14 protein-coding genes are annotated in these 14,390 nt (G+C 32.3%); 1 reads left to right on the forward strand and 13 read right to left on the reverse strand.

All coding sequences use genetic code 11. From position 1 onward, the window contains the following. Positions 1–4: 4 nt before the first annotated feature. The 3 genes from ACK2WO_RS01090 to udp all read right to left on the reverse strand — a co-directional run bounded on the left by ACK2WO_RS01090 (position 5) and on the right by udp (position 3,288). Entirely contained in the window at positions 5–1,189 is a 1,185-nt protein-coding gene (locus tag ACK2WO_RS01090; RefSeq protein WP_414698157.1) for a phosphopentomutase, read from the reverse strand. 78 nt (positions 1,190–1,267) lie between these two features. After that, a complete protein-coding gene (locus ACK2WO_RS01095) occupies positions 1,268–2,470 on the reverse strand; it encodes a nucleoside transporter C-terminal domain-containing protein (RefSeq protein WP_178412005.1) in 1,203 nt (400 codons plus the stop codon). 32 nt (positions 2,471–2,502) lie between these two features. Further along, positions 2,503–3,288, reverse strand: coding sequence for a uridine phosphorylase (udp, locus tag ACK2WO_RS01100; protein WP_414698158.1), 786 nt, complete (start codon positions 3,286–3,288; stop codon positions 2,503–2,505). 403 nt (positions 3,289–3,691) lie between these two features. Here udp and ACK2WO_RS01105 point away from each other — a divergent pair, with 403 nt between their 5' ends. Then, a complete protein-coding gene (locus tag ACK2WO_RS01105) occupies positions 3,692–4,441 on the forward strand; it encodes a GntR family transcriptional regulator (RefSeq protein WP_414698159.1) in 750 nt (249 codons plus the stop codon). Positions 4,442–4,508: 67 nt separating this feature from the next. Here the strand turns inward: ACK2WO_RS01105 and ACK2WO_RS01110 are convergent, their stop codons facing one another. The 10 genes from ACK2WO_RS01110 to atpF all read right to left on the reverse strand — a co-directional run bounded on the left by ACK2WO_RS01110 (position 4,509) and on the right by atpF (position 14,341). Next, on the reverse strand, positions 4,509–5,528 hold the full coding sequence (locus ACK2WO_RS01110; protein ID WP_178412008.1) for an FUSC family protein: 1,020 nt from the start codon (positions 5,526–5,528) through the stop codon (positions 4,509–4,511). A gap of 239 nt (positions 5,529–5,767) precedes the next feature. Beyond that, entirely contained in the window at positions 5,768–5,995 is a 228-nt protein-coding gene (locus ACK2WO_RS01115) for a hypothetical protein (protein ID WP_414697468.1), read from the reverse strand. Between the two features lie 90 nt (positions 5,996–6,085). Beyond that, positions 6,086–7,360 (reverse strand): transposase, encoded by a 1,275-nt coding sequence (locus ACK2WO_RS01120; RefSeq protein ID WP_414697469.1) that lies wholly within the window; start codon positions 7,358–7,360, stop codon positions 6,086–6,088. A gap of 120 nt (positions 7,361–7,480) precedes the next feature. Further along, the gene (locus tag ACK2WO_RS01125) at positions 7,481–8,860 is read right to left on the reverse strand and encodes an MFS transporter (protein ID WP_178412009.1); all 1,380 of its coding nucleotides are present in this window, start codon (positions 8,858–8,860) and stop codon (positions 7,481–7,483) included. Positions 8,861–9,193: 333 nt separating this feature from the next. Beyond that, positions 9,194–9,457: a F0F1 ATP synthase subunit epsilon gene (locus ACK2WO_RS01130; protein ID WP_178412971.1), complete on the reverse strand. Its 264-nt coding sequence runs from the start codon at positions 9,455–9,457 to the stop codon at positions 9,194–9,196. A 31-nt stretch (positions 9,458–9,488) separates the two neighbouring features. Continuing rightward, on the reverse strand, positions 9,489–10,883 hold the full coding sequence (gene atpD / locus ACK2WO_RS01135) for a F0F1 ATP synthase subunit beta (protein WP_178412972.1): 1,395 nt from the start codon (positions 10,881–10,883) through the stop codon (positions 9,489–9,491). Between the two features lie 15 nt (positions 10,884–10,898). After that, a complete protein-coding gene (gene atpG / locus ACK2WO_RS01140; protein WP_414698160.1) occupies positions 10,899–11,792 on the reverse strand; it encodes an ATP synthase F1 subunit gamma in 894 nt (297 codons plus the stop codon). Then, complete coding sequence (gene atpA / locus ACK2WO_RS01145; RefSeq protein ID WP_414698161.1) at positions 11,793–13,286, reverse strand: F0F1 ATP synthase subunit alpha; 1,494 nt, start codon at positions 13,284–13,286, stop codon at positions 11,793–11,795. It lies immediately after the preceding gene. An 18-nt stretch (positions 13,287–13,304) separates the two neighbouring features. Then, positions 13,305–13,844: a F0F1 ATP synthase subunit delta gene (locus ACK2WO_RS01150; RefSeq protein ID WP_178411374.1), complete on the reverse strand. Its 540-nt coding sequence runs from the start codon at positions 13,842–13,844 to the stop codon at positions 13,305–13,307. Beyond that, entirely contained in the window at positions 13,841–14,341 is a 501-nt protein-coding gene (gene atpF / locus ACK2WO_RS01155; RefSeq protein WP_414698162.1) for a F0F1 ATP synthase subunit B, read from the reverse strand. Before atpF ends, ACK2WO_RS01150 begins: the two co-directional genes overlap by 4 nt. Positions 14,342–14,390: the final 49 nt, after the last annotated feature.

Genomic DNA, 14,390 nt, shown 5'->3' on the forward strand with positions numbered 1-14,390 from the left:
TCCTCTAAAGATTTTCTAATACTGAGTATCCTATAGTATTTTCTGGCATTTCTACATCAAAGTTGTCTGCTATAGTCGCACCTATTACAGCAAATGTACTTGCATCTTCCATTTTTCCACCATTTTCAAATTTTGGTGAATACGCTATAAATGGAACTCTTTCTCTTGTATGGTCAGTACCTTTAAATGTAGGATCATTACCATGGTCTGCTGTTACTATAAGTAAATCGTCCTCTTTTAAATGATGTAAAAGTTCTCCTAACTTTTCATCAAATCTTTCTATCTCTTCACTATATCCTTTTGGATTTCTTCTGTGTCCCCATAATGCATCGAAATCAACTAAATTTACAAAGCAAAGTCCATTGAAATCTCTATCTGCTATTTCTATAGTCTGCTCCATTCCATGAACAGATGATTTTGAGCGATTTGATTCAGTTATCCCTTCTCCATCAAATATATCATTTATTTTACCAACAGATATTACATCATATCCGTTGTCTTTTAACTGATTTAAAACTGTTTTTCCAAATGGTTTTAGCGCATAGTCATGTCTATTAGAAGTTCTTTTAAATTCTCCTTTTTTCATACCTGTATATGGTCTAGCTATTACTCTTCCGACCTTCCATTCATCTTTTAATGTAAGTTCTCTAGCTATTTCACAGTATTTATAGAGATTTTCAAGTCCCATTGTCTCTTCATTTCCACAAATCTGTAATACAGAATCTGCTGATGTATAGACAATTAGGTGACCTTTTTCTATTTCTTCTTCTCCTAGTTCTTCTATTATAGCTGTTCCACTTGCACTTTTATTTCCTATTATTTTTCTACCACATCTTTTTTCAAGCTCTTTTATAAGTTCATCAGGGAATCCTGTCTCTGTAAATGTCTTAAATGGTGTTTCAACATTTAACCCCATCATTTCCCAATGACCTGTCATAGTATCTTTACCTACGCTTTTTTCATTTAGAGCCATGTATCTTCCAATTGGATTTTCTACAGGAGCTAGTCCTTTTAATTCTTTAAGATTGGCAATACCTAGTTTATGAAGATTAGGCATATTTGTTCCTTCATTTTCAACTATATGACCTAAAGTATCTGCTCCACTATCTCCATAATTAGCTGCATCTGCCATTTCTCCTATTCCAAGTGAATCTACTACAACGACAAATATACGTTTATATTTACTCATTTTACATTCACCCCTTTTATATTTATTGCTTATTTAGATTTCTCTATTTACTACTATTATAGTTTATTTTTTTCCCAATTAGAATAACATTATAAATCCTACTGCCATTGCACTTAGTAAACTTACTGCAACCCCACCTATCATAGCTCTGAAAACTAATCTAGCTAGTGTGCTTTTTTTCTCTGGGCAAAGTATACCTATACCAGATACACATATACCTAAGCTTGAGAAGTTAGCAAATCCACAAAGTGATATTGTAGCCATTATTGCAGTTCTTGGATCCATACCAGATATTATTTTACCTAACTGTTCAAATGCTACGAATTCATTTATTACAAGTTTGCTTCCTAAAAGATTTCCTTCCATTAGTATTTCTGATGGGTCTAATCCCATAAGTGCTCCAAATGGTGCAAATACATAAGAGAAAATCTGTTCTAGACTTATTCCGAATATACCTAAGCCTTTATTTATTAATGCAACTAATGCAACCATTGCTATTAAAGAAGCTCCCATTGATAATGCCATCTGCATACCAGTTACTGCACCTTCTGAAATAGCTTCTATTACATTTGCATTGTTACCTTTATTATCCATTTTTATATCCCCAACCTCGTGAATTTCTTCTGTCTGAGGGAATATTATTTTTGAAACCATTATACTTCCTATTGGAACTAATGCACTTGCTATTAATAAGTATTCCATTGGAATTCCAAGTGCCGTATATCCACCTAATATTGAAACAGACATACTTCCCATTCCAGATACTAGTACGACCATGATTTCACTATCTGTCATTTTATTTAGATATTTACTTATAAGTATTGGACTGTCTGTCTGACCTAAGAACATGTTGGCAACTGCTACGAAACTTTCAACTTCTGAACTTCCCATTATCCAGCCAACTGCTTTACCTATCCATTTAACTACAAAGTTAAGTACACCTATATAGTAAAGTAAACTTACAAGTGCTGATAAGAAAACTATATTTCCTAATACCTGTATTGCAAATATCATACCTGTTGGTGCTGAACTATCTGCTAATGAACCGAATACAAAAGATAATCCATTTGAACCACAGTTTATAACTCCTGTTACAGCATCCGATATTTTTGAAACTACCATTCTACCTGCTGGAACCTTTACAAGTACTAAAGCTATGATAAACTGAGCTATCATACCTTTTAAAAGCATTTTGAATGATACATCTTTTCTTTTCCAAGATATTAACCAAAGTATTCCTAGTACTACTACAATTCCCAGTAAATTTAATATTGCTTTCATCCGTTTTTCTCCTCTATTTACTGAAAATCAGCCTATTTATTATTTTCTTTATCTTCTTTTATTAATATACGAAGTGCTTCTATACCAACTTTTATAGCACTTTCTGTATCGTGTACTATTGGGTTTTCTAATCCTGCTGCATTTCTTTCCTGATTTCCTACAACTAAGAAGTTAGAACCACAACGAACACCTAAATGACTAGCTACTATAAATAATGCAGCTGATTCCATTTCTGAAGCTTTACATCCTAATCTTTTCCAAGCTTCCCATTTATTTAAAAGTTCATAACTAACTGGCATTCTTTCTGGTTCATGCTGTCCGTAGAATGCATCTTTACACTGAACAACTCCTGCATGATATGTATATCCTAATTTTTTAGCTGCTGTAACTAAAGCATTAGTTACTTCTAAATCTGCAACTGCTGGGAATTCTATTGGAGCGTATTCTCTTGAAGTACCTTCCATTCTTATAGCACCAGTGGCTACTACTATATCTCCACCTTTTACATCTATATCTATTCCTCCACAAGTACCAACTCTTACAAATGTATCTGCACCGCAAAGTCTAAGTTCTTCCATTGCTATTGATGCTGATGGACCACCTATACCTGTTGATGTAACACTTACTTTTTCCCCATCAAGGTATCCTGTGTATGTAACATATTCTCTACTATCAGCAACTAGTACTGGATTATCGAAATGTTTTGCTATTTTTTCACATCTTTTTGGATCTCCTGGAAGTATAACATAACGTCCAACATCTCCTGGTCTTATCTGTAAATGATACTGTAATCCTACTTCTCCTGAATAATTCTGCATAATTGCTCTCTCCTTTTCATTATGAATTTTATTTTTCTTAATTTATTACTTTTAATTATTACTTTCTTTGAGCTATTTTATCTTCCATTAATTATTTGTATAATTATTTGTCTTTTTATATAACTCTCTGTCTTTAGTTGTATAATATCATATACTTGTCTAGTCTGCAATACGTTTTCTGTAATTTTTAACCAAATTTTTACCAAAATATAACCTTTTCCTATCATTTTCATGTGTATTTTATACTTTTTTCGGCATTTTACAATTAGACAAGTTGTGTACTTGTCTAATTTTTATAATCTTACCAATTTCTTCCTATTTCTCTAACTTTCTTATCTATTGACAATACACAGTTTCAAACTTATAATACAACTTGTATAATCTAATGGATAGGAGGGGGAAAATGATACCAGAGATTTCATCTGAAAAAGAAAAAAAATTAAAACATGTAAAAGTTTACGACCAATTATTTAAAAAAATACAGGATGGTGTTTATCCTCCTGGCTCAAAGCTTCCATCAGAACCAAACCTAGCTGAACAGATGGGCGTTAGTAGAATGACACTTAGAAGAGCCCTCGCTCTTTTACAAGAGGATGGTCTTATTTCTAATATTCAAGGAAAAGGAAATTATATAAAGGAACTACACACCATAAGTAGAAATTTTGGAATGGAAAAAATTCAACATCCTTTTTACGCTTGCTGTGATGAAGAGATAGATGATTTAGAAATAGAATTTAGAATAGAGCCTGCAACTGATGCAATTTCAAAAAACTTAGAAAGAAAAACTGCTGCGGTTGTTATATCAGACAGATGGTATAAATTTAATGGTATAACTAAAGGTTATTCTCTTAGCTTTATACCTATAGAGACTATTTCTGAATACGATGTAGATTTAAATGATATAGATAGTTTAAAAGATTTTATGGAAAATAGAGTTTATTCTATTGTTTCCAAGAGTAATTGCGAATTTAGTTTTACTACTACTGGAAACTTTACAGCTATAAAATATGAATTATCACATGATGAGATGTTTATATTAATATTAGAAACACTTTATAACAACAATGGAAATGTAATAATTTCTACTAAACACTATATCCCACTTACAATGTTTAGAATGCATCTAAATGTAATAAACAAATTAAATGAATAAAAAAAGAGCTCAATTTCCTCTTTAAGTGTAAATCACCTTAAGAGAGAAATTAAGCTCTTTTTTATTTTTAATATTCTGCATCGAATATATCCATTTCTCTATCTCTTATCTTTTCTACTAAGAATCTTATTCCACTGCTTATTATGTGTAATGTTAGTACTATTACTATCCCCATAAATAGTCCTATAAATCTATTTACCATAGCAGTTTCTGCATTAAATATTATTAAAGATGCATTTATTGATGATATAAAGTTTATAAACTGTTTATACTTATATTCATCTATAAAGAATCCTACATATCCTAATATCATAACTAATATAGCTGCATACTCAACAGGGAATATATATCCAAATACTATTGAGAAGAAGAATATTCCACAAACTGTAGCTATAGTTCTGTATTTTATTCTATCTACCATATCACTTGTATCTATCTGCGTTAAAGACATTACAACTATACTAACCCATAGTGGTTTTGCAGAATTCATAAGTGCTGCAATAAGTATTGCTATAGAAACTCCAAAAGCCATTCTCGCAGATACATCTACGTATTTCATACCTTCTTTTATCTGCTCTTTTAAAGTTCTTCCTTCTTCACCGTAACCTCTTTTTTTCCATTCTATATATGTTACAGCAACAGTTATTCCTGTAGCTATTAATATTCCAACCATTCTTTTAGGGAATAAATCAATTGACACCGGAACAGATTGACAGAATAAAAGAGGTAATAAAAATACCATATTCATCTTGTATGGTGCTGGTTCTGTTGTAACTATCATAGTTATAAATATATATATAATATTAAGCGGCAATGCAAGCCAAGGAGATATTACCCCAATCTGAGCAACTATTCCTGATCCTATAAATAGTGTAGCTATCATAATAAGCATATCGTAAAGTTTTATACCTGTATTCATCTTAGGGAACATCATTATCCCTACATATATCGCAACTCCAGGTAGAGTATTTTCTTCACCAAAAATTGTCATATATGCCATTATGAATCCCATCATCGCTATAAATCTAAATGTATTATGTTTAATTTTTCCTATAAGTTTGCTATTTTCTCTATTTTTTTTCTTCAATATAAATAACCTCCCTTTTTTTGACACAATGAATATAATAACATATAATCCTTCATTTTTCATCAATTTATTGCTAAAAAACGAATATTTTTCAAAAAAATTGCAATCATATTCATATTTCTGTTAATTTTGTGTCAGAGGCTACAATTATGAAATATATTACATAAAATTAAGCATAAAAAAATACTGCCACAGAACACCTTTAAAAGGTGTTCTTGTGACAGTACCTTTACTGACACCTAACGGTCGTCAGTTTTTTTGTATTCAAATTTAGCTCCACAATTAGGACAAATTAATTCTGGCATATTTTTTTCATTTAGCGAAGCTATCGCTCCTGATGAAAAGAATGCATCTTGTCTTAATTCTTCTACTATAAATTCTGGTACTCCTTTTTCAAATCCACAAGACTTACATTCATAATTATATAACTTTTGTCCTTTACTCATTTCTTCTAATTCTTTTAACATACTATTTCTCCTAATAATTTTAATTACACTAATTATACACTATTATTTATATTTGAGTATAGCAAAGCTAGCCTATTTATTAATAGACTTTTAAAATAATTCTATTTGTGTTGTTGTATTCAAAGAAATTTCTTTTTCTATAATTTCTTCGTAGATTATTCTTTTATAATTTGATTTATCTAGTGCATTATATATTAATCCATATTTATAATGCCATATTTCCCATAGAATCATGTCTTTTCCACAATTTTTACAAATATAAGGATTTACTCCAAATGATTCTATCAATCTATCTTTAAAATTTTTCTTTACTGTATTCTTCTTTTTTATCAGCTTAGATATATTTCTGTGTCTCATAAAGTTATATAACTTCAATATTTCTATGCTTAATTTATTTTTTATTCTTGAATATAGACCGTATCTTCTTGCAACTCTAAAACCCTTCGGGTGAATATGTTGGGTTATTTTACCTATAAATTCTAATACATTTACAGTTATTTCTCTTTTTTCCTTAGGTTTTTTGTTTTCATACCAGTAAGTTACATTTTTTCCATCGTAATTAATTATTCTATATTCAGCGATAGCTGGTCTAGCCAAATATCTACCTATATATTGAGTTGCCTGTTTTATATTAGTTAAACGTCTTTCTGCATTTACATAGAATTCTTTCTTATATAGCTTATTTATCAAATTTTTAGTTTTTCTATCGCTAAAATTGTTTTTTATTATATCTAGTACCAACTTTCGCCATACCTTTTTCATATATGTATATGGTATGAAATCTAATTTTTTGAACCACTTATTATTTCTATCTATTCCACCTTCGGTGTATAAGGCGTGTATATGAGGATTCCATTTTAAATCTCCACCAAAGGTGTGTACTACAGCAATTACCCCTAATTCATAATTTCCCTTTGTTTTATTTTTATGAAAACTATCTAATACCTCATATGTAGCATCTTGTAAATCTTTTAAAAGCTCTCGCTTTCTGTAGAAATAAACTCTCAACTCCTCCGGAATTGTGAAAACTGCATGTCTATGAGAAACATCAAGCATATTTTCTACCTGTTTTTCTGCCCATTCCATAGAATATTTTCTTCCACACTTTGTACAAAACTTACTTTTACAAGTGAACCCTTGGATATACTCTTCTCCACAGTCTATACATTTGTGTTTTATATATCCGTTCTCTATATTTCCACAATTTAAAGCCTTTATTACAGTATTTTCTATCTGATCTCTCATTTCTCTTCTAACTTTATTCCAATATTTTAGTTTGAATTCTTCAAAGTGATTTTTTAATATTTTCTTAATGATTTTTTCATCTTTTTGTTTCTTCAATACATTCATATTACTATTGTACATAAGTTTTCCACAATTTTAAATTATTATAATTTCCTTAGGAATAAAAAAACTGTCACACAAATGTGTGACAGTTTTCATTATATAAACTTTAAATTTCTGATCTCAATTATAACCCGAAGATTATTTCTGTCCTGCTGTAAGCATTTTTTCAAGTTTTTTATCGAATACAAGAAGTATAACAGCTGATACTATTAGTATAACTGGTATAGCTATGAATACCTGCATCATACCCATTGATTCCATTATACCCTGAACGTATCCTGAAGCTTTAGAAGCAGCGAATGTTGCTAATGTCCAAACACCCATTAATACTGTTAAGTATTTAGCTGGAGCATGTTTAGAAACCATTGAGTTTCCTAGTGGAGAGAAGCACATTTCACCTATAGTCTGGAATACTGTGAATCCTATTAACCATACAACTGAAGCTTTAGCAGTTTCTGGAGCACCAACTCCTCTTGTAAATTCTGCACCTACCATGAATACGAATGCTACACCTAGGAATATAAATCCTAAAGAAACTTTCTGTATCATAGTTAAGTCACCCTGAGGTCTATTAGATAATTTACTCCATATAGCAGCCATAACAGGTCCAAGTAATATACAAAGTAATCCATTAAGAGTAGTTTCTATCCATACTGGTGGAACTGCAAAGCTACCAACATTCATATTTACATATGTATTCATGTAAAGAAGAACTGAAGTAGAAGCCTGATAGTAAGCAGTCCAGAATATTATTGTAAATGCAGATATTATAGTTATTGCTATAACTCTTTTCTTTTCATCAGATGTTAAAGCTCTATTTGCTTCTTCAGCTGAAAGAACTTTCTGACCTTCATCACCATGGCTAAGCATTTTCTGTGGTAATTTACCAGCATCACCTAATACTCTCCATCCAAGAACAGATACTACTGTAGCTACTAACATCATTACTCCTGATAAAGCGAAACATTTCTGGAATCCCTGAACTAGTGTTCCGTTAACTTCTGTTGCAAATGTGTTAGCACATAAGTATGCTAATATTAATGATCCGAAGAATGAACCAACATTTACGAATGAATATAATATAGAGAATGCAGAGTCTTTCTGACTAGCATCTGTATATAATTCTCCAACCATTGCGTTTAACTGGTTTTTGAATAAACCTGTTCCTATTGAAACTACTGCGATTAACGCATGAACGTGCATAACAGATGTTGCAAAGTATCCTATGAACCATCCACCTGCCATTATAAGAGCACCTATAACAACACAGTATCTAGCTCCTAACCATCTGTCTGATATTACCCCACCTATAACTGGTGCTAGGTAAGTGAATGCCATTAAGTTAGCCCCGATTACTGCTGCATCAGCAGGATCTAATCCAAGACCACCTTCAACAACGGCTGTAGCTAAGAATAATAATAATAGCGATTTTGATCCGTAGTAAGCGAATCTTTCACAAGTGAATACTAATCCACATGCGTATAACCCTTTAGGGTGTTTTACTGAATCATTTCCCATTTTTGAAATCCTCCTATATTTATTTTTTTATAAAAGCGTTTGCTTTTCTTGTTAATAGCAACTTTTAGATATATATTTTTTCTCTAACGTTGCTACTTTTTTATTATATAACATTGCATATCCAATAATCAAGTTTTTTGTTATCTTTTTGTTACTTTTTTCTGACTTTTTTTAAATTAATCAATATTAAAAAACTATGATATTATTATATATTTACTTTTTTAAAACTTTATTTTTAAAGAGTATTTGAAGTTTTATTGAATTTTATAAAAAGAAAAAACCGGTATTAAATACTTATTATTAAACAAATATTTAATACCGGTTTATTTTATTCTAGTCTGCATTTTTAGCCATTTTTGTAAGAATAACCACATTTCCATATTCAGAACTTATAAATCCACCAGTAGAATATACTAACTCAGTAGATTTTTCTGATTTTATTTTTATATTTCCTTCAATTATTTCGGCTGTAAATGGACGTCTATTTTTTAAAATCTGTCTTTCTCCTCCAGTTGTTTTTACTATAACAGAATCAATATCTCCGTCATAGAAAGTTTTGTTTGGAGTAATTATTTTTAAATGTAATGAATTTTCCATTATTCCACCTGCCTTCACCGACTAGATTTTACTATGCATTCTGCACTCTAGCAGTTACATCATCTATTGTTCCAGCAAATAAGAATGCTGATTCAGGAATGTCATCGTGTTTTCCATCTAATATTTCTCTGAATCCTCTAACTGTTTCCTTTATCGGAACATATTTACCTTCTTTTCCAGTAAACTGTTCAGCAACAGCAAATGGCTGAGAAAGGAATTTCTGTATCTTTCTAGCTCTTGCAACAGTTAATTTATCTTCATCTGATAATTCATCCATACCTAATATAGCTATTATATCCTGAAGTTCTCTATATCTCTGAAGTATAGACTGAACTTCCCTAGCTGTTTTGTAGTGTTCTTCTCCAACTATTTTAGGATCTAGTACTCTAGATGTTGATTCAAGAGGGTCAACTGCAGGATATATACCCTGAGAAGATATCTGTCTTGAAAGAACTGTCTTAGCATCTAGATGTGAGAATGTTGTAGCTGGAGCTGGGTCAGTAAGGTCATCGGCTGGCACGTATACTGCCTGAACTGATGTTATAGAACCATCTTTTGTAGATGTTATTCTTTCCTGTAGAGCACCCATTTCTGTAGCTAGTGTTGGCTGATAACCAACTGCTGAAGGCATACGTCCTAGAAGTGCTGAAACTTCTGAACCTGCCTGGGTAAATCTGAATATATTATCTATGAATAAAAGTACATCCTGATGTTCTTCATCTCTAAAGTGTTCTGCCATTGTAAGACCTGTTAATGCAACTCTCATTCTGGCACCAGGTGGCTCATTCATCTGACCGAATACCATCGCAGTTTTTTCTATAACCCCTGATTCAGTCATTTCCTGATATAAGTCGTTACCCTCTCTTGTTCTTTCTCCAACTCCTGAGAATACTGATATACCACCATGCTGCTTAGCTATATTGTTTATAAGTTCCTGTATTAGTACTGTTTTACCAACACCGGCACCTCCGAATAGACCTATTTTTCCACCTTTTAGGTATGGCGCTAAAAGGTCTACTACTTTTATTCCTGTTTCTAGTATTTCTGCATGTGTTTCTAGTTCATCAAAATCTGGAGACTGTCTGTGTATAGGCATTCTTTTTACGCCTTCAAGTTCTCCTTTTCTATCAACTGCATTTCCTAATACGTTGAATACTCTTCCTAGAGTTTCTTTACCTACTGGTACACTTATTGGAGCACCTGTATCTACAGCTACTGCTCCTCTTACCATACCATCTGTAGCATTCATAGATATACATCTAGCAACATCGTCTCCTACGTGCTGTGTAACCTCTGCTACAACTTTATGGCCATCTTTCATTTCTATTTCAATTGCATTAAATAGGTTTGGAAGTTCTCTACCGCTATTAAACTTAACGTCTATTACGGCACCTATTACCTGCACTACTTTACCTTTATTCGCCATCTGATTATGACCTCCTTATTTAAGAGCCTCTGCTCCACCGGCTATTTCTGTTATTTCCCGTGTTATAGATGACTGTCTTGCTCTGTTGTATTCTGCCTCTAATTTATTTAACATTTCATCCGCACTATCTGTTGCAGACTGCATAGCATTTCTTCTAGAAGCCTGCTCAGATGCAAAAGATTCTCTTATTCCATTGTAAACCTGAGATGCTGTGTACTCAGAAATTAGTCTTTTAAATATAGCCTCTGCAGAAGGAAGATACTGTCTTCTAGGTTCTACCTTTTTAGGATTATTTCTTCTTTCTCTTTCGTCTAATTTCTTTTCATCCTGTTTAAGCATTTCAAGCTCTACTGGAAATAATCTTTTTTCTCTTACTGTCTGTACAAGAGCTGATCTAAATTTTGTATATATAAAATATATCTCGTCTATTTCTTTATCTTCGTATAATTGTATAAGATTTTGAGTTATCTCATGCATTTCATCAAATACGCAGTGCTCTGTGCTTTCTATTTTGAAAGGTATTTCAAATCCTTTTTTAGTAAAATACTCACAAGCTTTTTTACCAACAGGAACAACCATATCCTTTTCAGGATTCCGTAGTTCCATTACAGATTTGAATATATTTACATTGTATCCACCAGCAAGACCTCTATCTCCTGCAACAGCTATAAAACATCTTCTTTTAACTTCTCTTTTTTCGACAAATTCTTTACAAGATGATTTTACATCTGCTGCAGTTCTAATCATCATATCGTATAATTCATACGCATATGGTTTTGATCTTTCTGCTTTTTCTCTAGCCTTCATCAATTTAGAAGAAGAAACAAGGTTCATTGCACTAGTTATCTGTCTAGTACTCTCTATACTTGCTTTTCTTCTTTTTATCTCTTTAGTTCCGACTCCTGCCATTTATCTCACCTCTTTTTTAAAGTTTTCTACTAATTCAGTGAGTTCTTTTCCGTAGTCTTCTCCATTAAGAATTTTTTCATATATACTTGGTTTATTTTTTCTTATATAGAAACATAATTCTTTTTCAAAATTATGTATTTCATTTATCTCTACATCGTCGAATAATCCATTAAGTACAGAATAAACTGTCACTACCTGTTCCTCTACTGGTAATGGTTTATGTTCATCCTGTTTTAGTATTTCTACTATTCTTTCACCCTGTTCTAGTCTAGCCTTAGTATCTGCATCTAAGTCTGAACCAAACTGAGAGAAAGCTGCTAATTCTCTATACTGAGAATAAGCTAGTTTTAATTCTGATGCTAATTTCTTCATAGATTTTATCTGGGCTGCCCCACCAACTCTCGAAACTGATATACCAGGGTCAACCGCTGGTCTTATTCCTGAGTGGAATAATTCAGGTTGAAGATATATCTGTCCATCTGTTATAGATATTACGTTTGTTGGTATGTATGAAGAAACGTCACCTTCCTGAGTTTCTATGACTGGTATTGCAGTCATTGAACCTCCACCAAGCTCATCTGAAAGTTTTGCAGATCTTTCAAGAAGTCTTGAATGAAGATAGAATACATCCCCAGGATAAGCTTCACGTCCTGGTGGTCTTCTTAATAATAAAGACATTTCTCTATAAGCAACCGCGTGTTTACTTAAGTCATCGTATATTATTAATACATCTTTTCCCTGATACATAAATTCTTCACCCATTGCAGTACCTGCATATGGTGCTAAGTACTGTAGTGGTGCTGATTCTGATGCTGTAGCAGATACTACTATTGTATAGTCCATTGCCCCATAATCTCTTAGTGAGCTAACTAACTGCGCAACAGTAGATTTTTTCTGTCCTATAGCAACATATATACAGATTATATCTTTACCTTTCTGGTTAAGTATTGTATCAGTAAGTATAGATGTTTTACCTGTCTGTTTATCACCTATTACAAGTTCCCTCTGTCCTTTACCTATTGGAACCATTGCATCTATTGCCTTTATACCAGTCTGAAGTGGCTGATATACAGATCTTCTATCCATTATTCCTGGAGCCTCTGCTTCTATAGGTCTTGTTTTATCAGTTTTTATGCTTCCTCTTCCGTCTATTGGATTACCTAGAGGATCCACAACTCTACCTATTAGAGCATCTCCTACTGGAACTTCAACTATTTTTCCAGTTCTTTTAACTATATCATCTTCTTTTATTCCCTCTTCATCTCCAAGAAGAACTGCCCCGACAGTTTCTTTCTCTAGATTTAGAGCCATCCCATATACTCCACCTGGGAATTCAAGAAGTTCGCCAGCCATTACATCATCAAGTCCGTAAATACTCGCTATATTATCACCTACGTTGAATATTTTTCCTGTATCAGATAGCTCGACCCTGTTATCGTAGTCTTTTATCTGCTGTCTGATTATCGAACTTATTTCTTCAGGATTTAAACCCATATTCTCACCGCCGTTTCCTTATATCATTTTAGACAGTTCTTTTTTAAGTCCGTTTATTCTACTTCTTACAGTACCGTCTATTTCCTTGTTTCCAATCTTTATAAAGACTCCTCCCATTAGAGATTCGTCTATTTTATTTTCTAACTTAACAACTCTACTAAATTTCTTAGACATCTTAGCTTCTAGCTCTTTTATCTCTTCATCAGATAATGCAACTACACTATAGACTGTTCCTTTTTCTAGAGTTTTCTTGTCGTTTACTAATTTAACAAATCTGTGGTATACATCATCTATATATCTAATTTTTTTTCTATCTATTAGAACCTTTAAAAAATTTATAAGGTATATATCAGTTGTATCAGAAAAGATTTTTTCGAGAATAGCCTTTTTATCATCGGCTAATATAAAAGGTGTTTTTAATACATCCGAAAGATCCTTATTTTCTTTGATAGTTTTTACAACTTCTGAAAACTGAGATAAAACCTCGTCTGTAGTTTCAGTTTCCTCAGCTACGTCAAACATAGCTTTTGCATATATTGGAGCTGATTCATCTATCATACTACGTCTCCTGTTCTATCTATAAATTCGTCTATCAGTTCCTTATGTTTATCCTTATCTATTTCTTTTTCTATAACTTTAGATGCTGCAAGGATAACAAGATCTGACATCTCGTCCTTCATATCGTTCATAGCCTGGATTCTTTCTTCCTCTATTTCTCGTTTTGCTCTTTCCTTAATTATCTCAGCATCTCTCTTTGCGTCGTCTTTAATCATATAAGATTTTTCTTTTGCCGCTTCTACTGCTGAATTTATTATATTTCTTCCTTCTTCTTCTGCTTTTCCAACTTTTTCTTCGTATTCTCTCTTGAAGGCTTCTCCTTCTTCTCTTATCTTCTTACCTTCCTGTATATCCATTGCTATATCTTCTTCTCTAGCTTTTATAACAGCCATAACCGGTTTAAATAAGAGATGTTTAAGTATTAGAAAGATTACAACCGCATTAGCTAGCTGGAAAAAGTATTCATACGTTAATGTAACTAACGGTTTTAATTCCATACTCTATCCCTCCTTTCTGTGAATATCATCACAGTATAACACGTTCTTT

The sequence above is a fragment of the Peptacetobacter sp. AB845 genome, assembly GCF_047528295.1.
Lineage (GTDB): Bacteria > Bacillota > Clostridia > Peptostreptococcales > Peptostreptococcaceae > Peptacetobacter.